A 17,436-nucleotide genomic window follows, 5' to 3' on the forward strand; every position below is an offset into this window, starting at 1 on the left:
CAAAGAAACGGCTGGTTGCCTCATGTTCTGCCAGCATTAACCTGTTGCTCTTCAGTTTGCTTTAAATCAACAAGTTACTTGATTAGGCTAGACGGTGAGCTTGGCCACCCACTATGGTATGCATATTGGGTAACCAGGCGGGTCAAAATGAGGCTGTTCTTTACCGATGCCAGCTTCACAAAGGATGGGGTGTCTCTCCCTGGCATTCCCTTCCTGGCCAGTGAGACAGCAGAGCTGATCGACCAGGCAAATCGCTACCTATTCTATATAGCTGCAGTACGTGGCCGGACGCGGGCACCTACGACATGGCGGACCTACGCGGATCACCTCTACGAATTTTTCTCCTTTCTCGAGGCGAATAATCTCCCGTGGGACAGCATCACCCAACTGCAGATAGCGGTCTGGCGTAATTTCATGCTGGATAGGGGGTTATCTCGGTCCACGATCAATAAGCGCATCGGCACCGTTGCGGCCTTCTACACCTGGTGCTTTCGTACTGGTCTGACAAAATCACTTCCCTTCGAGACCCACGAAGTGATGGTAGCCAAGACAAAGGGCTTCCTGGCGCATGTTGATGTTTCTGGTAATCGTGTTCAGTGCAATGAACTCACCCTACGCGCCCAGCCGACACTACCCAAGTTCCTGAGCATTCCAGACGCCGTTCAATTTATAGAGGCGCTCTCTCCACATAGAAACAAGGTGCTGGCCTGCCTGATGCTATTGAGCGGATTGCGCCGGGAAGAAGCATGTGGACTGGATATCCGTGTCCTACCAACGCCTGCTGGCTTTGCACCGGGGAAAGCAATAAAGATGACGCTGGACCCGGCATTGACCCCGACGAAAGGCTCCAAAGAGCGTTGGGTGATGGTGCCTTATGAGTTGGTTGGCCAACTTTTCGATTACATGATGAGGGAGCGCCCAAAGTTAGCAAAGGCCTACGCCAAGCGTCATGGCAAAGAAACAACCAAGCTTTTCCTAACCCGCTACGGTGAAGAGCTATCGCTGGACGGGTTGGATCTCGTATTTCAACGGGCCTCCGCCAAGTCGGGGATAAAGTGCACGCCACACGGCCTGCGTCACACGTTTGGTACCCAGGAATTCCTGCGCATGTCGGTTAAGAATGGCACCGATGGCGCATTGCATTGGGTACGGGATCGACTGGGGCACGCCTCCATCTCCACCACCGAACTGTATGTGCATGCCGCCGACTTGCTAAAGCATGACGAAGTGGATGGCTATGTTGAGGAAGTCTTGCTGAGGATGGGCGGTCGATGGTGATCAGCCGTAAACGTGTTAACCGCAAGGTCGAATCGATTGCCGCCGAAGGCCAAGTGATCGACCTGCCGCCAGCATGGTGCTTCACCATCCATTGCAAATACCACGGCGATATCCGCTTTGATTTTGAGCCCCTACGGCAAAATGGGCGAGATAACCTGGCTATGCACGCTCGTAATGCAGTATGGTCGCTCCGGCATGAGATGGTCGGGGTGACGTTGCTTGGCATACTGCAGCAATTGACGACGTATTTCTGGCCATTTCTGGATGAGCAGGAGCATCATGGTGAATGCCTGACTCGTCTTGATCAGATTGACACAACGATTTTGCGGGGCTTTCTGGCATGGCTGGAACGACAAATCGCTGGGGTTGGACCGCGCAAGGGCCAACCCTTGTCATTGTCTGCGAAGAAGAATGCCTATAGCGTACTCAAAGCGGTGCTGGTCAATCGGATCAAACAGGTTCCTGACTGTGTCAGTCCGGCGTTGAAGTTTCCCAAATCACCATTTCCCAAGATCAATCACTTAGTACCCAAGCGCGAACCTTACAGCAAAAACGAGCAGGATTGCATCGTAGCGGCATGTAACCGCGATCTGAGACTGATCCATGAGCACGGAGGAGAAGTACTGCCGGCAGCGCAGGTACTGGTCTTGCATCTGATCGTGCTGGCAATGGCAACTGGTCGAAATTTCCAGGGCTTGCTTGAGCTGCAACGTACCAGTCTCAAACCGCACCCGCTCGATGACCGGGAGATTCTTGTCACCGAGAAGCGTCGATGCGGCTTCCCACAAATTGCTTCTTATCGCATCAATGCTCCGGAACGGTTGGCCAATCAGGAGCAGGTGCTGACCATTCCAACGACGGTTGGGGAGCATTTCCGCTGGCTGGCAGAATACACTCGCCCCCTAACCGCGGATGCCGGCAAGGCCGACCAGGATTGTATCTTTCTGTGGCGAGTCCCGTACACCGGCCGTCATCCCAGATCGACCCGACAGGGAAAGGTCAACCGGTTATCCCAGGTCGACGCCCGAAATGCCATCGATGATTTCATTACCCGCCATGGCTTGGTCGATGATCACGGTGAGCGCCTGCAGCTCAACATCTCCCGCTGTCGTCCAACCTTTGGGTCGAATCTCTACGCACGAACGCGGGATATACGAAAGGTGCAGCGGGCATTGGGTCATGCGTCGGCGGAAACTACAGCCCGCCACTATGTATCACTACCCGCCGACGCGGAAAGGGATCACATTTTCGTCGGCCAAGCCATGGTTGGATGGGTAACAAATACCCAAGAAAGCCAGGCCCAGGTGATCTGCTCCCCTCAGCTCCTACCAATCAAAAGTAGAGAGAAGTCTGTCACTTGAAGGAAAATGACGGATATGAAGAAGAGCAGATACACCGAAGAGCAGATCATCGGCTTTCTCAAGCAGGCCGAACTCGGCATGGCCATCAAGGAGGTCTGCCGCCAGGGAGGCTTCTCTGAAGCCACCTTCTACAAATGGCGAAGCAAATACGGCGGCATGAACGTCGCGGAATTGCAGCGCGCTCGCGATCTGGAAGCCGAGAATGCCCGGCTCAAGAAGCTGCTGGCCGAAGCCCACCTCGATATCGAAGCTCTCAAGGTCGCCTTCGGGATAAAGCGCTAGCCCCGCAAGCCAAGCGGCAGGCCATCCGCATCATGCTAAGCAGCGGACTGGCATTGTCGGAACGCCGCGCTTGCCGGCTTGTGGGGCTTTCTCGAGACGCCTGGCGACATCCGCCGCAAACCGATGCATTCACGCATCGGCTGACCGCCCGCATCATCGATATCGCCCACACGCGCCGCCGCTTTGGCTATCGGCGAGTGCATGACCTGTTGCGCGCCGAGTTTCCGGGCATCAACCACAAGCGGGTGTACCGCTTGTATCGCGAACAAGGTCTGGCGGTTAGACGACGTAACCGTCGGCGTAAGCTGACCGGCGTGCGCACGCTGCTGCAAGCCGCTACGCAGTGGAATGAGGTGTGGAGCATGGATTTTGTCAGCGACCAGTTAGCCAGTGGTCGGCGCTTGAAATGCCTGACGGTCGCCGATGACTTCAGCCACGAAGCGGTGCAGATTGCGGTGGATTTCTCGATGTCCGGTCAATACGTCACGCGGATGTTGGATCAGGCGGCGCAATTTCGCGGCTATCCGTCAGCGATCCGGACGGACAATGGGCCGGAGTTCACCAGTCGGGCATTCATGGGCTGGGCGCAAAGCCGCGGCATCCGCCACATCCTGATTCAACCAGGCCGGCCGATGCAGAATGGTTACATCGAAAGCTTCAATGCCAGACTCCGCGACGAATGCCTGAACGAGCATGTCTTTGATTCGCTGGCGGAGGCCAGGCAGATCATCTCCGCGTGGCGGGACGATTACAATCAAGTCCGTCCCCATGGATCGATTGGCCGGATACCGCCAGCGGAATTTGCGGCACGCCATCGCCAGGCACAATTAGCAAGCCAAAGATCAGCAGGTTCCACCACCATGCAAACCTAGGACTTCTCTCCTGATTGCTGGTATGGCTAGCGGGGGCAGATCAGCTGCTGGAAAATCTGGTGATTCCGCCGCGTCCGGAAATTTTGGACCGTTTGCAGGCCTTGCGCCATGACAGCGAATCGCCGCTGCAAGAATTGAGCGAGCTGGTCGGCAGCGACCCTGCCTTGAGCATCGCCATGCTGAAGGCAGCCAATTCCCCTGCCTTGGGCCAAGGCCGCAAGATTCAATCCATTGCCCAGGCCATCAACTTGCTTGGCGTCAACAATGTGATCAATCTGGCCAGCGGCCTGGTGCTGCGCAGCCGGCTGACGCAGGAAACGCCGCAGGCGCTGGAAGTGTTTTGGGATAAGGCGATGCAACTGGCCACGGTATCCGGCCTGCTCAGCGAGCGGCTGGCCCATGTGCCGGATCAGTGCCAGAGTTTCGCGCTGTTCCACGGCTGCGGCATCGCCATTCTGCTGATGCGGCAGGCCGGCTATGCGCGCACCTTGCAGCTGATGGAGCTGGCCGACGACGAACGCATCTGCAAGGTGCAGCAGCAGCTGCACGGCACCGACCACACGGTGGTGGGCTATCTGGTGGCCAAGGTCTGGCACATGCCGGAAAACTTCGCACGCGCCATCCTGCTGCAGTACGACCCGCATATACTGGACACTGGACCAGATGCCCTACTGGACCATGACGGCCGGATGATGGTGGCGGTGACCCGGGCGGCGCAACACGCCTGGCGGACCTCGCTGCCCGGGCACGAAGACCCGGGCTGGCCGCAGCGCCAAGCGGCGGTGCTGGCCTACCTGGGGCTGGACTTGGTGGAGTTCGAAGACTGGCGCGATCACTTGCACCAGCAGATGGCCGGCAACTGATACGACATAAAACCGGCAGCGCAGAGCAAGACTTTGCAGCCGCGCTTAAGCCAGGTAGCGCGCCTCCAGATGGGCGCGATAATGGGCCGGATTCAGCGCCTCGCCCGTCGCCCGCCGCGCCAGCTCGTCCGTCGTCCACAAACTGCCTTGGCTCCAGATATTGGCCTGCAGCCAGTCGAATACCGGCGACAGATCGCCTGCCGCGACGCGGGCATCCAGATTCGGCTCCTGCCGGCGCAAGACGGCGAAATACTGCGCCGCGTACATCGCGCCCAGCGTATAGCTGGGAAAGTAGCCGAAGGTATCCGTCCAGTGAATATCCTGCAGGCAGCCGTCGCGGTAGTTGCCGCGGGTATCGATGCCCAGATAGGCCATCATCTTCTCGTCCCACAGCGCCGGAACGTCTTCCGCCTCGATCTCGCCATTGATCAAGGCGCGCTCGATCTCGAAACGCAGGATCACATGCGCCGGGTAGCACAACTCGTCGGCGTCAACGCGGATGTAACCAGGCTCGACGCGGGTATACAAGCGCGCCAGATTGTCGGCCTCGAACGCCGGCTGATCGCCAAATCGGCGGCGGATCAGCGGCGCGATCAAGGCCAGGAAGCCGCGGCTGCGGCCCAATTGCATCTCGAACGACAGGCTCTGGCTCTCGTGAATGCCCATGGAGCGGGCGCGGCCCACTGGCTGCTCCACCCATTGCCGCGGCAGCCCCTGCTCATAGCGGGCATGGCCGGTCTCATGGATGATGCCCATCAGGCTTTGCACAAAATCGTCTTCCCGGTAACGCGTGGTGATGCGCACATCCTCCGGCACGCCGCCGCAGAACGGATGGTTGCTGACGTCCAGCCGGCCGGCGTCGAAGTCGAAGCTCAAGAGCTGCATCACCTCCAGGCCCAGATCGCGCTGCAGGGCCACCGGGAACGGTCCCGTCGGCTGAATCACGGTCTCGCCGGCCTGTTTGGCGCGCACGGCCTCGATCAGGCCCGGCAGCCAGGATTTGACGTCATCGAAGATGCGCGCGATGTCCGCGCTCTTCATGCCCGGCTCGTACTTGTCCAGCAGGGCATCGTAGCGGCTGACGCCGTTGATCTGCGCCAGCAGCGCCGCCTCTTCGCGCGCCAGCCGCAACACTTCGCGGAAATTGGGCAGGAAACCTTGCCAATCATTATCCTTGCGCTGACTGCGCCAGGCGTGTTCGCAGCGCGCGGCCGCCAAGGACTTGGCCTCCACCAAATCGGCCGGAAGCAGATTGGCCTGCTGCCATTCGCGGCGCATTTCGCGCAGATTGGCGCGTTGCGCCGGGTCCAGATCTTCTTGCTCCGCGGCCTGCAGCTGTTCCTGCAATTGCGGCGCGGTGATCAGCTGGTGCATCAGCACCTGCAGCTCGGCCTGGGCGGCCGCGCGCGCTTCATTGCCTTTGGGCGGCATCATGGCGGCCTGATCCCAGCCTGCGATGGCGCCGAGATGGCCGAAACGATGCAGTCTTTGAAAAGTGTGGCTGAGGCTTTGATAGGCCTTTTGATTCAGCATTGCATCCTCCTTTGTATGGACTTCACTCCATACTCACATGACACTATTTAATGGTCAGGCACGGAAAATCATGCTGAAAAACAATAAGAAACAAGGGGATTTGTACTCAGAAAAACCTGTTCAGGATGAGTTTTACTCACGCACTATTACCAGATGCGCCCAAGCGTTGCGAAGCAAACGGAAAGGACTGCCAATGCGGGAAATACTCGCGCACCAACTGGCGCAAATATTCGCCGTCTTGCTGCGAATCCAGATGCAACAGCAAGGCATCCACCGCCATGCGGTAGCTACTCGGATGAAAAGGGTGGGGATCAAGCAGAAACAGCAAGGCCTGCAGCAGCGTTTCGCGGCGGCGGATCTCATCTTCCGCCATGCCGTCCTCGAATAGCTTGCCGAGATACAGGCCCAGCGAGGGCGGATAGCGTTGGAAACCTGTCTGGCGCATCAACTGCAGCAAGCCATCCAGCGATCCCAGCATTGGCATGTCGAGATTGCGCACAGTGAAGCCGGCGCCGGAGGTGATCTCCATCACCTTCTTCATGTCATCCAGCCAGAAGTAGAAAAACTCGCGGGCGCAGGTCACCGCCAGCAATTTTTGCTGCGAGGAGCAGGCGGCCAGGAACGCGTCCACGCCGGCATAATAACTGTCGGCATCCCGCCGCTTGCCGGCCAAGCCATCCAGCAGCTTCTGCAATAGCTCGCGCCGCGCCGCCGCCACATCCGGAGTGGCTCCCAGCCGTTCAATCAAATGCAGATAGGCCGTCAATGCGTCCTTCAGTGCCGCCATCTCCGCTCCTTGCCCGCCATGCTCGCACGCTCCCGCTTTGCCACTGTTTGAGCATACAACGCTTGGCGCAACAAAATGATGACTGCCGGCACCAAGCGCTTAAGCTTGCGGTCGCAATGCCAGCCGCAAATCGCCGCCCACCTTGGCCACGTCAACGATTTCCAGACGCGTCTTGTCGGCCAGATCTTCCAGCGGCGGCCAGGCGAACAGGCCCCGCGCGGCGTCGCCGGCCAGCGCCGGCGCCAGATACAGCACGATCTCGTCCACCAGCCCGGCGCGCAGCAGCGCGCCGTTGAGGCCGGCGCCGGCCTCAATCATCAGCTCATTGATGCCTCGCTCGCTCAGACGGCTCAGCAGCGCCGCCAGATCGGCCTTGCCCTCGCGCCGCGCCAGAATCAGCGCTTCGACGCCCTGCGCGCGGAATGCCGCCAGCCGCGCCTCGTCATCGACGCAGGTGGCCAGCACGCTTCGCCCGCCAGGATAGATGCGGCGGGAAGGATCGGTGCGCAGATCGCCGTCCAAAACCACCCGCCATGGCTGAACCGCCACCGGCACCTCGCGCACCGTCAATTGCGGGTCGTCCGCCAGCACCGTGCCGCTGCCGGTGAGGATGGCACAATGCGCGGCGCGCAAACGCTGCACGTCCAGTCGCGCCTGCGGCCCGGTGATCCATTTGCTCTTGCCGTTGAGCAGAGCGGTCTTGCCATCCAGCGTGGCCGCCGCTTTCAGCGTCACCCAAGGCCGGCCGCGCTCCACGCGCGACAGGAAGCCGCGATGCACGCGGCGCGCCTCTGCCTCCATCAAACCGGCCGCAGCCGCAACGCCCGCCGCCTGCAGCATGGCGATGCCGCGGCCTGCCACCTCATGGTAAGGATCGACCATCGCCGCCACGACGCGGACGATGCCCTCTGCGATCAGCCTCTCCGCGCACGGCGGAGTGCGGCCATGGTGGCTGCACGGCTCCAAAGTCACGTAGGCGGTTGCCCCGCGCGGACTATCGCCGCGCGCCAGGCAATCCTTGATGGCCTGGATTTCCGCGTGATCGGAACCCATCGCCAGTGTGGCGCCCTCGCCTATCACCTTGCCTTCGCGCACCAACACGCAGCCGACACCGGGATTGGGCGCGGCGCGACGCGTCGCGCCTTCGGCTAGTCGCAGCGCGCGCTGCATATACAGGTAGTCGTCGGCGCTGTAATCAATCATGCTCGACTCTTCCATTCATCGGCCAACAGGCCGTAACAACGCATATTCCAGTAGCGGCCGTTCAGATACTGCGCGTCGCGCAGCTCGCCTTCCAGCCGGAAGCCCAGACTTTCCGCCACCTTGCAACTGCGGACATTTTCCGGCGCGCAACCCAGCTCGATGCGGTGCAGGCCCAGTTCGTCAAAGGCGTGGTCGAGCAGCCGCGTCATCGCCTGGCGCATCACGCCCTTGCCCACGAAAGGATCCGCCAGCCAATAGCCTACGCGGCCATAATGATGGGCCTGACTGATTCCATGCAGGGCGCACATGCCGGCAATCTCGCCCTCTACAAGGATCAAGCGATGCGCGCAACGGCCTTCTTCGTTGCCCTGAGCCTGCAGTCGCAAAAAAGCCTCGGTATCCGCCGCCGATTGCGGCTTGATCACACCGGACAGCCACTGCGACAAAGTGGAGCGATAGCGCTCGATCAGTGCGAAAACGGCTGGCGCATCGCGCGCTGGGTCCGCCTCGCGGATATCGACAGTTCTCATTGCCTGCATTTCCACTCCCTGGCCAGCAGACTGTACTGGCAGGCATCATGATGGCGACCGTGCAAATACAGGCCGTCACGCTGCACGCCTTCCAGGCTGAACCCCAAACGCTCGGCCACCGCCCGGCTGCGCGCGTTCTCCACGCCCGCCAAGATGGCGATGCGGTTCAGGCCCCATTCGCCGAATCCGATATCCAGCGCCAGCGCCGCCGCGCCGCGCATCAGGCCGCGGCCGACAAAGCGGTCGGCCAGCCAATAGCCCAGGTAGCCGGAACGATGCAGCGCGCTGATGCCATGGATATCGATGCAGCCGGCCAACTCGCCATCCGATTCTATCAACCAGGCGGCGCAGGCCGCGCCGTTGCGTTGGCCATCGGCGATGCCAGCCAGAAACTGCCGGCTGTCTTCCACACTGCGCGTGGCATCCACCCACGGCAGCCAGGCCCGCAGCGTCTGGCGGCTCTCGTCTATCAATGCGAACAGCCGCTCGGCGTGGGCAACGCCGGGCGGCAACAGGGCAAGGGGTGTCTGGGCAAAGGTAGTCATGGCAACCTAAAATGACAAAGAAATAGCCAGACTAATCAGCCCTCTCCCAAACTGTCAATGCGATGACTTTTGAATTTCCTTGATCGCATCGGTAAATTCGGAAATATCCTGGAAACTGCGATAAACCGAGGCAAAGCGGACATAAGCCACCTTATCCAGCCGCGCCAGCTCCGCCATCACCATCTCGCCTATCTGCCGGCTGCTGACCTCGCGTTCGCCCAATTGCAGCAGCTTATGGCAGATACGGTCTATCGCCTCGTCCACCAGCGTGGTGGACACCGGCCGCTTGTGCAGCGCACGCAGGAAGCTGGTGCGCACTTTCTCGATGTCGAACTCGGAACGGTGTCCAGCCGCCTTCACCACCTGCGGCATGCGCACATCGGCGGTTTCGAAAGTCGTGAAGCGCTTGTCGCAGACGGGGCAGCGGCGACGGCGACGGATGCTGCTGCCATCCTCGCTGACGCGGGAATCGATCACCTGAGTGTCCGGGTTGCCACAAAACGCGCATTTCATGACATGAATCCTGAGAGTTGCAATAAATAGATGTTATCAGCAAAGCCTCACCAATACATCGCGGCCATAAAAAAACCGCCCGGCTAAGGGCTAATGCCGTTCACTTAAGAGAAAAGCACCGTCTCCATGCATGGGAAACGGTGCTTTTTTTGTGGATTCCTGTGCTCTCAAGGCCAGAAAAGTCGCCCAAAAATCCTTAAGTGAACGGCATTACCGGCTAAGGGCGGCTTCTTCACAGCGCGAAACCGATTTACTTGGCGTAAACCGGGAAGCGATGGCACAGCGCGGTGGCTTGTTCGGCCACGCGCGCGATCAGCGCGTCGTCGTTCGGGTTGTCCAGCACGTCGGCCACCATATTGGCCACCAGAATGGCCTCGGCTTCCTTGAAGCCGCGGGTGGTGATGGCCGGCGAGCCGATGCGGATGCCAGAGGTGACGAACGGGGTTTCCGGATCGTTCGGAATGGCGTTCTTGTTGACGGTGATGTGGGCGCGGCCCAGCAGCGCGTCGGCCGCCTTGCCGGTCAGGCCCTTGGCGCGCAGGTCCACCAGGAACACATGGCTCTCGGTGCGGCCGGATACGATGCGCACGCCGCGCTCGGCCAGCGTCTTGGCCATGATGGAAGCGTTCTTCAGCACCTGTTCCTGATAGATCTTGAACTCGGGCTGCAGCGCTTCCTTGAACGCCACGGCCTTGGCGGCGATCACATGCTCCAGCGGGCCGCCTTGCAGCGTCGGGAACACATTGCTGTTGATGCTCTTCTCGAACTCGGCGCGGGCCAGAATGATGCCGCCGCGCGGGCCGCGCAGGGTCTTGTGGGTGGTGGAGGTCACGAAGTCGGCGTGCGGCACCGGGTTCGGGTACAGGCCGGCGGCGATCAGGCCGGCGTAGTGCGCCATGTCCACCATGAAGTAAGCGCCGACTTTCTTGGCGATCTGGCCCATGCGTTCGAAGTCGAAGCGCAAGGCATAAGCAGAGGCGCCGCCGATGATCAGCTTCGGCTTGGTTTCCATCGCCACGCGCTCCATGTCGTCGTAGTCGATTTCTTCCTTGTCGTTCAGGCCGTAGGCGACGATGTTGAACATCTTGCCGGACAGGTTGGCCGGGGAGCCGTGGGTCAGGTGGCCGCCGTGGCCCAGGTTCATGCCCATCACGGTGTCGCCCGGCTTCAGGATGGAGAAATACACCGCCTGGTTGGCCTGGGAGCCGGAGTGCGGCTGCACGTTGGCGTATTCCGCGCCGAACAGCTGCTTGACGCGGTCGATGGCCAGCTGCTCGACGACATCCACATGCTCGCAACCGCCGTAGAAGCGCTTGCCCGGATAGCCTTCGGCGTACTTGTTGGTCAGTTGGGAGCCTTGGGCTTCCATCACCGCCGGGCTGGTGTAGTTTTCCGAGGCGATCAGCTCGATGTGATCTTCCTGGCGCTGGCACTCGGCGGCAATAGCGGCGGCGAGTTCGGGGTCGAATTTGGCAATCGTCTGGTCGGCAGCAAACATCGTCTGGCTCTTCCATCTTGGGGTTAACGATCGGGCCATTCTACACGAAATGCCCAAGCCGAAACCTTAACGTGAAGCAAGCGCCCGCGCCCCCTGCCAGGCCCGCCAAGCAGAAGGCCCCGCGCGATGCCGGGCCCCCTTGCTCCAGGCAACTTACAAATCATCCGCCGTGAAAAACAGCGGCACGCCGTCGCGGCTTTCCGGCTGCAATTCGGGCAACACATGCACATCGCGCACCCGGCACTCGCTCATCAACTCGCGGAAGTTTTCTTCGATCAGCTTGACGTTATCCAGCGAGGCCAGCGGCCAGACAAAGCCTTCCCAGTTGCGCTCGTCTCCCTTGGCGGAAACGGTGAAGTGCAGCTCGCCGTTCTCATGCGCGGAAACAATGGCCACCGGCTCTTTGTCCAGTTCGCGCAGACGGCGGATCTGGCTGCTGGCGAATACTTGCAGCGCCACCTCGAAGCGGGCATGGTTGCCGGCCACCAGCGCCTGCATCGCCGGCAGCGGCGGCCGGGCAATCGGGAACAGCGTCACGCCATCGGTCCGCAGCTGTTCGCCCAGGAACTTCATCAGCGGCATGCCCCAGGCGCCGACCGAACCGCCTAGCCTGACCGGACACGGCTCGCCTTCGCGCTGCACGGCCACGCCTATCAGGTAGCGCAGGAATACGCCCTCTTCCTTGACGGTGACCGGCGCCGCCTGCGCCGGCAAGCCGTCGCGGGCAGCCTCGCCTTGCCGGGCCATTCTATATAAGCTCAGGGCATCCAGCCCCACCAGGCTGTCCGGATGCAGCAACACGCCGGACAAAGCCGCGTCGCAATCCGCGGCGAATACGCCATGCTGGCGCAGCAACGCGTTCAAGCCCTCGACATCGGCAATCGCGCCGGGCAGCTCGGCCTGCTCGCGGCTGCCGGCCACCAAGACCAGCGGCAAGGCGAACACCAACGCGCGCGCGCCGCCGGTTTCTTCCACCGCCTGGCGCAAAGCGTCCCAGACGATCTGATAACAGGCCTGCGTCGGCACCATGGCCAAGGCCACGGAGATCGACAAAACCTCCCCACGCTGCAACATCTCGTCGATTGCCCCCACCAGAGCCTGGCGCCACATATCGCGCTCGCCGGCGTCCGGCGCGTCCAGCACGGACTGGGCATGATGGATCAGTCGGTTGGTCAGGGAAACTTGCGGGTGATATTGACGCGGATCGGGAAGAAGGTGACGGACAGCGTCCATGGGCGGGCATCCTGCAACAGTCGAAAAAAACGTATTGTGGCACAGCCGCCACGCGCTTGCTCAGCCGCGAGCGCAACATGACAAAAACGTAAAACCTTGCCAGCACTGCGCCCATAAACAATAAATGTATTTAAGCGCGACAAAAAGTTATATTTCTCGACATTTTCGAAAACGCACATGTTGACACCTGGCAGCGCTATCCGGATAATCCGTTCTCGTTGAGATGCAGCAATTGCTTCTTGATAGTTTCTCCTCTATTTCTCCTTTGTAGACTTGGCGCGGGCCGTAAGGCACCGCGCATTTTTTTTGCCCGCCCTACCGCCAGTCCTTGGCAAAACTCTTAAAAATCATTGCAGTACGCACAATCCCTTCACAACTTCATCAAGCGCAACTCAATACAAAACAGGAAGCGAATACTATCGAAAACAAGATGGTCGAACATTCGGCTATACGGGAAAGCCACAATAGCCATGCTGAAAATGTAAAAAAATACCTTACAATATCCCATTGTACTTTAAGAAATATTTCATTTCCGAAATAAAACGAATAAGCGACAGGAGGAATTGTTCGATTTGGCGATAACTGAACACGCAGAAACAGCGCAGGGATGAGTCTGGATGGACTGCAGGCACGGCTGCAAGTTCCCAATTGTCCTACAAGGACAGCGCCATAATAGCACCATTGCCTTCCAGAATTATGACAATGATCAATACCTAACAAGATAGCCAAAGCGGAACCCTCCCCGCCGCCGCTAGTCACAATCCCTTCTGCCACCCTACTCTCACCATGCCCATCAACAGCATCAGCCTGGCCGGCTTCCGCTCGATCCGCAAACTGACATTAGAGCTGGAGGCCCTCAACGTCGTCGTCGGCGCCAACGGCTGCGGCAAATCCAATTTGTACAAGGCCATCCATCTATTGCACGCCTCGGCCGAAGGCCGACTGGCCGCAGCGCTGGCCGAGGAAGGCGGCATCCAGAAAGCGATGTGGGCCGGCGGGCCGCGCCGCGGCGACAAGGCCCGCGCGCCGAAGCGCATGATTCTGTCGGCCAAACTGGATGACTGCGACTACGAGCTACAACTCGGTTACCTCGAACCCAAAACCAGCAGCAGCCTGTTCTCTCTGGACCCGCTGGTGAAAGAGGAAAGCCTCTGGCTGGCCAGCCATGGCCGCAGGCCGTCAACCCTGTTGCTGGAGCGCCGCAATCAAACGGCCTTTCTCTGCGGCGCGGACGGGGAACGGATGAGCTACCCAGCCAGCCTGCGGGCGGAAGAATCCATCTTCGGCCAACTGGCCGAACCGCACCGTTACCCGGAGCTGTCGCAACTGCGGGAAACCTTGCGCAACTGGCGCTTCTACCACGAGTTCGCCGTCTGGCCGGGCTCGCCGCTGCGCGCGCCGCAAGTGGGCATACGCTCGCCGGTGCTGGCGCACGACGGCGCCAACCTTGCCGCGGCCTACCAGACTATTGTCGAGATAGGCGACAGCGACTTGCTGCGCAGCGTATTGGCCGAGGCCTTTCCCGACAGCCATTTCCTGGTGGATGCCGCCCAGGGCCGTTTCCAGATGCTGATGCAACGCGAGGGCCTGCTGCGGCCGCTGGAGGCCGCCGAGCTGTCCGATGGCACGTTGCGCTTCTTGTGTCTGACCGTCGCTCTGCTCAGCCCGCGCCCGCCTGCCTTCATGGCGCTTAACGAACCGGAAAACAGCCTGCATCCAGCGCTGCTGCCTTCACTGGCGCGGCTGATAGCGGAAGCCAGCCGCTACAGCCAGATCTGGGTCACCAGCCACTCGCCGCATCTGGCCGAACTGATCCGCCGCCATCGTCCCCTGAAGCTGTTTCCGCTCGCCCTGCAGGACGGCGAAACCCTGCTGCACGACGACTACTGAAGCGATTTGTCCCCAGCCGCCGCCAGGCGGCTTTTTTACGTCTTTTGATCGTATTTTTCTTTATTTTCGCCGATATCCCGATTTTATAGCGAAAACCTGCGGGGAACTCTGCGAAGCCAGCCTGGGTCAGACCTCTGTCTTGTTTATTTTATTCAACACTATGTATAGAAAATTATGTTCTCCATTATTGCTGGCTTGGGTCATGCTGTTCGCAGCGATTGTCTGTGAAATTATCGGCACTTCCTTCATGGCCATCGCGGCTCGCAACGGCGGCTATCTGGGTTATATCTGGATGGCGGGCGCGCTGGCTTTGTCTTATTACCTGCTGTCTCTGGCACTGCGCGGCATTTCGGTCGGCGTGGCCTACGCCGTATGGGAAGGACTGGGTCTGATTGGACTCACCGTCGTCAGCGTCTGGCTGTTCGGCGAAAAGCTGGTGCCGCAAGAGCTGATTGGACTGGCGCTGGCCTTGCTGGGCCTGACTTGCGTGACGCTTGGCGAACCTCATGACGAGGAGGCCGCAGCATGAAAACCCTATACTTATTATTCGTGCTGGCCTCGGCGCTGATAGAAGTAGGCGCCAATCTGATGCTGGAAAAATCTGACGGCTTCCGCCGCAAACTATGGGGTATCGGCGCCATCCTGCTGGTGTGGCTGGCCTTCGCGCTGCTGGGACAAGCCGTGAAAGGCATGGACTTGGCCATCGCCTACGCATTGTGGGGTTCCATCGGGATTCTCGGCACCGCCATCGGCGGCCGCCTGCTGTACAAGCAAAAACTGAAGCCGATAGGCTGGGCCGGCATCGGCATCGTCGCGGCAGCGGTGGTGACCTTGTCCACCGTGTAAAACAGCCAGGCCCGAAAATTCCACCGTCCCGAGCGGGACCGCGGCGAAATTTTCAGGCCCGCCTGGAACAAAAAGGGGAGGCGCTTGGCCTCCCCTTTCTCTATCCGGTCCTGTCCGGTGCGTCGCCCCTGCGGGGTGACTACACCCTACCGTGGATTATTTACGTTCCACTTGCGACACGTCGCGCACGGCGCCGGTATCCGCGCTGGTGGTCATCGCCGCGTAAGCGCGCAGGGCCGGGCTGACGACTCGATCGCGGCCCAGCGGCTTCCAAGCGTCGCGGCCTTTCGCCTCCATCGCCGCGCGGCGCTTGGCCAGCTCCTCATCGGAAACGGCCAGATGAATGCGGCGGTTGGGGATGTCGATCTCCACCGTGTCGCCCTCTTCCGCCAAGCCAATCGCGCCGCCCTCCGCCGCTTCCGGCGAAACGTGGCCGATGCTGAGCCCGGACGTGCCGCCGGAGAAGCGGCCATCGGTCAGCAAGGCGCAGGCCTTGCCGAGACCCTTGGATTTCAGATACGAGGTGGGATACAGCATCTCCTGCATGCCCGGCCCGCCTTTCGGCCCCTCGTAGCGGATAATGACGATGTCGCCGGCGACGATGCGGTCGGCCAGAATGGCCTCCACCGCCGCGTCCTGGCTTTCAAAGATGCGCGCGCGTCCGGTGAATTTCAGTATCGATTCGTCAACGCCCGCCGTCTTCACGATGCAGCCTCGCTCGGCGATATTGCCGTATAGCACCGCCAGGCCGCCATCCTGCGAATAGGCGTGCGTCTTGTCGCGGATGCAGCCGTCGGCGCGGTCGTCATCCAGCGTCGGGTAGCGCATGGATTGCGAGAAGGCGATGGTGGTGGCCACCCCGCCCGGCGCGGCGCGGTAAAAGCGATGCGCCTCGCTGCCTTCGCCATGGCGCATCACATCCCATTGTTCAATGGCCGCGCCCAGACTGGGGCTGTGCACGGTGGGCACATCGCGGTGCAGCAGACCGGCGCGGTCCAGCTCGGCCAGGATGCCGATCACGCCGCCGGCGCGATGCACGTCTTCCATATGATACTTCTGCGTGGCCGGCGCCACCTTGGACAGACACGGCACGCCGCGGCTGATGCGGTCGATGTCGGCCATCTTGAAATCCACGCCCGCTTCGCTGGCGGCAGCCAGCAAGTGCAGCACGGTATTGGTGGAGCCGCCCATCGCCACGTCCAGGCTCATCGCGTTCTCGAACGCCTGCTTGGTGGCGATGCCGCGCGGCAGGATGGAATAGTCCTCGCCCTCGTAATGGCGCTTGGCCAATTCGACGATCAGGCGGCCGGCCTTGAGAAACAGTTCTTTTCTGTCCGAGTGGGTCGCCACCAGGCTGCCGTTGCCGGGCAAGCTCAGGCCCAGCGCCTCGGTCAGGCAGTTCATCGAGTTCGCCGTGAACATGCCGGAGCAGGAGCCGCAGGTCGGACAGGCGGAGCGCTCGACGCGGTCGACGTCGGCATCGGACACCGCGCTGTTGGCGGCCTCCACCATCGCGTCCACCAGGTCCAGCTTGCGCACCTCATTGCCCCACTGCACCTTGCCGGCCTCCATCGGCCCGCCGGAGACGAACACCACCGGGATGTTGAGCCGCATCGCCGCCATCAGCATGCCGGGGGTGATCTTGTCGCAATTGGAGATGCACACCAGCGCGTCGGCGCAGTGGGCGTTGACCATGTATTCCACGCTGTCGGCGATCAGGTCGCGCGAAGGCAGGCTGTACAGCATGCCGCCGTGGCCCATGGCGATGCCGTCGTCGATGGCGATGGTGTTGAATTCCTTGGCCACGCCGCCGGCTTTTTCGATCTCGCGCGCCACCAGCTGGCCCATGTTCTGCAGATGAACGTGGCCGGGCACAAACTGGGTGAAGGAGTTGGCGACGGCGATGATGGGCTTGCCGAAGTCGGCGTCGGTCATCCCGGTGGCGCGCCACAGCGCGCGGGCACCCGCCATATTGCGGCCGGCGGTGGAAGTGCGGGAGCGGTATTGGGGCATGATGCTTCCTTTAATAGGTTCAAAGCCGGTCGTCATTCCGTCACGCAGGCAGGGTAAGCTTGCGGCAGCAGGCCCGCGGGTGCCGGGTGGGCCTGCCTTTTGCCCAGGCGCAGCGGATGAGCGGCGCGACGGCGGGGAACGCTTTCCGTATAATCTCGTCAACCATTTCTTTTACCGCAAACGCACATC

17 protein-coding genes are annotated in these 17,436 nt (G+C 60.8%); 7 read left to right on the forward strand and 10 right to left on the reverse strand.

Annotated features, from left to right (window positions below):
* Positions 1-147: 147 nt before the first annotated feature.
* The 4 genes from BI343_RS15310 (at position 148) to BI343_RS15330 (ending at position 4,656) form a co-directional block, all read left to right on the forward strand.
* On the forward strand, positions 148-1,278 hold the full coding sequence (locus BI343_RS15310) for a tyrosine-type recombinase/integrase (protein ID WP_071110330.1): 1,131 nt from the start codon (positions 148-150) through the stop codon (positions 1,276-1,278).
* Complete coding sequence (locus tag BI343_RS15315) at positions 1,272-2,639, forward strand: tyrosine-type recombinase/integrase (protein WP_071110331.1); 1,368 nt, start codon at positions 1,272-1,274, stop codon at positions 2,637-2,639. The genes BI343_RS15310 and BI343_RS15315 overlap by 7 nt, the downstream gene beginning before the upstream one ends.
* A gap of 15 nt (positions 2,640-2,654) precedes the next feature.
* A protein-coding gene (locus tag BI343_RS15325) for an IS3 family transposase (protein ID WP_422614096.1) occupies positions 2,655-3,793 on the forward strand; the annotation gives its coding sequence in 2 pieces (ribosomal slippage) (positions 2,655-2,910 and positions 2,910-3,793; 1,140 coding nt in all).
* Positions 3,794-3,852: 59 nt separating this feature from the next.
* The gene (locus BI343_RS15330; protein ID WP_169829023.1) at positions 3,853-4,656 is read left to right on the forward strand and encodes an HDOD domain-containing protein; all 804 of its coding nucleotides are present in this window, start codon (positions 3,853-3,855) and stop codon (positions 4,654-4,656) included.
* A 45-nt stretch (positions 4,657-4,701) separates the two neighbouring features.
* Here BI343_RS15330 and BI343_RS15335 read toward each other — a convergent pair whose 3' ends face one another.
* The 9 genes from BI343_RS15335 to BI343_RS20070 form a co-directional block, all read right to left on the reverse strand.
* On the reverse strand, positions 4,702-6,189 hold the full coding sequence (locus BI343_RS15335; protein ID WP_071110333.1) for a carboxypeptidase M32: 1,488 nt from the start codon (positions 6,187-6,189) through the stop codon (positions 4,702-4,704).
* A 136-nt stretch (positions 6,190-6,325) separates the two neighbouring features.
* A complete protein-coding gene (locus BI343_RS15340) occupies positions 6,326-6,976 on the reverse strand; it encodes a hypothetical protein (RefSeq protein WP_071110334.1) in 651 nt (216 codons plus the stop codon).
* A gap of 99 nt (positions 6,977-7,075) precedes the next feature.
* Positions 7,076-8,179, reverse strand: a complete 1,104-nt coding sequence (gene ribD, locus BI343_RS15345) for a bifunctional diaminohydroxyphosphoribosylaminopyrimidine deaminase/5-amino-6-(5-phosphoribosylamino)uracil reductase RibD (RefSeq protein ID WP_211269439.1) — start codon at positions 8,177-8,179, stop codon at positions 7,076-7,078.
* Positions 8,176-8,709, reverse strand: coding sequence for a GNAT family N-acetyltransferase (locus tag BI343_RS15350; protein WP_169829024.1), 534 nt, complete (start codon positions 8,707-8,709; stop codon positions 8,176-8,178). Before BI343_RS15350 ends, ribD begins: the two co-directional genes overlap by 4 nt.
* Complete coding sequence (locus BI343_RS15355) at positions 8,706-9,254, reverse strand: GNAT family N-acetyltransferase (protein WP_071110336.1); 549 nt, start codon at positions 9,252-9,254, stop codon at positions 8,706-8,708. The genes BI343_RS15350 and BI343_RS15355 overlap by 4 nt, the downstream gene beginning before the upstream one ends.
* Positions 9,255-9,308: 54 nt before the next feature.
* Positions 9,309-9,767 carry a transcriptional regulator NrdR gene (nrdR, locus tag BI343_RS15360; RefSeq protein ID WP_071110337.1) on the reverse strand — a complete coding sequence of 153 codons (459 nt, stop codon included), beginning with the start codon at positions 9,765-9,767 and terminating at the stop codon, positions 9,309-9,311.
* Between the two features lie 250 nt (positions 9,768-10,017).
* Positions 10,018-11,265, reverse strand: a complete 1,248-nt coding sequence (gene glyA, locus BI343_RS15365; protein WP_071110338.1) for a serine hydroxymethyltransferase — start codon at positions 11,263-11,265, stop codon at positions 10,018-10,020.
* 153 nt (positions 11,266-11,418) lie between these two features.
* Positions 11,419-12,498 carry a hypothetical protein gene (locus BI343_RS15370; RefSeq protein WP_071110339.1) on the reverse strand — a complete coding sequence of 360 codons (1,080 nt, stop codon included), beginning with the start codon at positions 12,496-12,498 and terminating at the stop codon, positions 11,419-11,421.
* On the reverse strand, positions 12,438-12,677 hold the full coding sequence (locus tag BI343_RS20070; protein WP_169829025.1) for a hypothetical protein: 240 nt from the start codon (positions 12,675-12,677) through the stop codon (positions 12,438-12,440). Before BI343_RS20070 ends, BI343_RS15370 begins: the two co-directional genes overlap by 61 nt.
* 607 nt (positions 12,678-13,284) lie before the next feature.
* Between BI343_RS20070 and BI343_RS15375 the strand changes: the two genes are divergently transcribed.
* From BI343_RS15375 to BI343_RS15385, 3 genes are all read left to right on the forward strand, one after another.
* Positions 13,285-14,388, forward strand: a complete 1,104-nt coding sequence (locus BI343_RS15375) for an AAA family ATPase (RefSeq protein WP_071110340.1) — start codon at positions 13,285-13,287, stop codon at positions 14,386-14,388.
* Positions 14,389-14,590: 202 nt separating this feature from the next.
* Positions 14,591-14,917, forward strand: a complete 327-nt coding sequence (locus tag BI343_RS15380) for a DMT family transporter (protein ID WP_223253546.1) — start codon at positions 14,591-14,593, stop codon at positions 14,915-14,917.
* Positions 14,914-15,234: an SMR family transporter gene (locus BI343_RS15385; RefSeq protein WP_043625952.1), complete on the forward strand. Its 321-nt coding sequence runs from the start codon at positions 14,914-14,916 to the stop codon at positions 15,232-15,234. The genes BI343_RS15380 and BI343_RS15385 overlap by 4 nt, the downstream gene beginning before the upstream one ends.
* Before the next feature lie 156 nt (positions 15,235-15,390).
* Here BI343_RS15385 and ilvD read toward each other — a convergent pair whose 3' ends face one another.
* A complete protein-coding gene (ilvD, locus tag BI343_RS15390) occupies positions 15,391-17,247 on the reverse strand; it encodes a dihydroxy-acid dehydratase (RefSeq protein ID WP_071110341.1) in 1,857 nt (618 codons plus the stop codon).
* Positions 17,248-17,436: the final 189 nt, after the last annotated feature.

The sequence above is a fragment of the Chromobacterium amazonense genome (assembly GCF_001855565.1).
Taxonomy (GTDB): Bacteria; Pseudomonadota; Gammaproteobacteria; order Burkholderiales; family Chromobacteriaceae; genus Chromobacterium; species Chromobacterium amazonense.

What these genes read in the sequence shown, in the direction of transcription:
- BI343_RS15310 (WP_071110330.1), top strand. Translation starts at nt 148, where the DNA reads ATGAGGCTGTTCTTTACCGATGCCAGCTTCACAAAGGATGGGGTGTCT.
- BI343_RS15315 (WP_071110331.1), top strand. Translation starts at nt 1,272, where the DNA reads ATGGTGATCAGCCGTAAACGTGTTAACCGCAAGGTCGAATCGATTGCC.
- BI343_RS15335 (WP_071110333.1), bottom strand. Translation starts at nt 6,189, where the DNA reads ATGCTGAATCAAAAGGCCTATCAAAGCCTCAGCCACACTTTTCAAAGA.
- BI343_RS15340 (WP_071110334.1), bottom strand. Translation starts at nt 6,976, where the DNA reads ATGGCGGCACTGAAGGACGCATTGACGGCCTATCTGCATTTGATTGAA.
- ribD (WP_211269439.1), bottom strand. Translation starts at nt 8,179, where the DNA reads ATGATTGATTACAGCGCCGACGACTACCTGTATATGCAGCGCGCGCTG.
- BI343_RS15350 (WP_169829024.1), bottom strand. Translation starts at nt 8,709, where the DNA reads ATGAGAACTGTCGATATCCGCGAGGCGGACCCAGCGCGCGATGCGCCA.
- BI343_RS15355 (WP_071110336.1), bottom strand. Translation starts at nt 9,254, where the DNA reads ATGACTACCTTTGCCCAGACACCCCTTGCCCTGTTGCCGCCCGGCGTT.
- nrdR (WP_071110337.1), bottom strand. Translation starts at nt 9,767, where the DNA reads ATGAAATGCGCGTTTTGTGGCAACCCGGACACTCAGGTGATCGATTCC.
- glyA (WP_071110338.1), bottom strand. Translation starts at nt 11,265, where the DNA reads ATGTTTGCTGCCGACCAGACGATTGCCAAATTCGACCCCGAACTCGCC.
- BI343_RS15370 (WP_071110339.1), bottom strand. Translation starts at nt 12,498, where the DNA reads ATGGACGCTGTCCGTCACCTTCTTCCCGATCCGCGTCAATATCACCCG.
- BI343_RS20070 (WP_169829025.1), bottom strand. Translation starts at nt 12,677, where the DNA reads ATGTGCGTTTTCGAAAATGTCGAGAAATATAACTTTTTGTCGCGCTTA.
- BI343_RS15375 (WP_071110340.1), top strand. Translation starts at nt 13,285, where the DNA reads ATGCCCATCAACAGCATCAGCCTGGCCGGCTTCCGCTCGATCCGCAAA.
- BI343_RS15380 (WP_223253546.1), top strand. Translation starts at nt 14,591, where the DNA reads ATGCTGTTCGCAGCGATTGTCTGTGAAATTATCGGCACTTCCTTCATG.
- BI343_RS15385 (WP_043625952.1), top strand. Translation starts at nt 14,914, where the DNA reads ATGAAAACCCTATACTTATTATTCGTGCTGGCCTCGGCGCTGATAGAA.
- ilvD (WP_071110341.1), bottom strand. Translation starts at nt 17,247, where the DNA reads ATGCCCCAATACCGCTCCCGCACTTCCACCGCCGGCCGCAATATGGCG.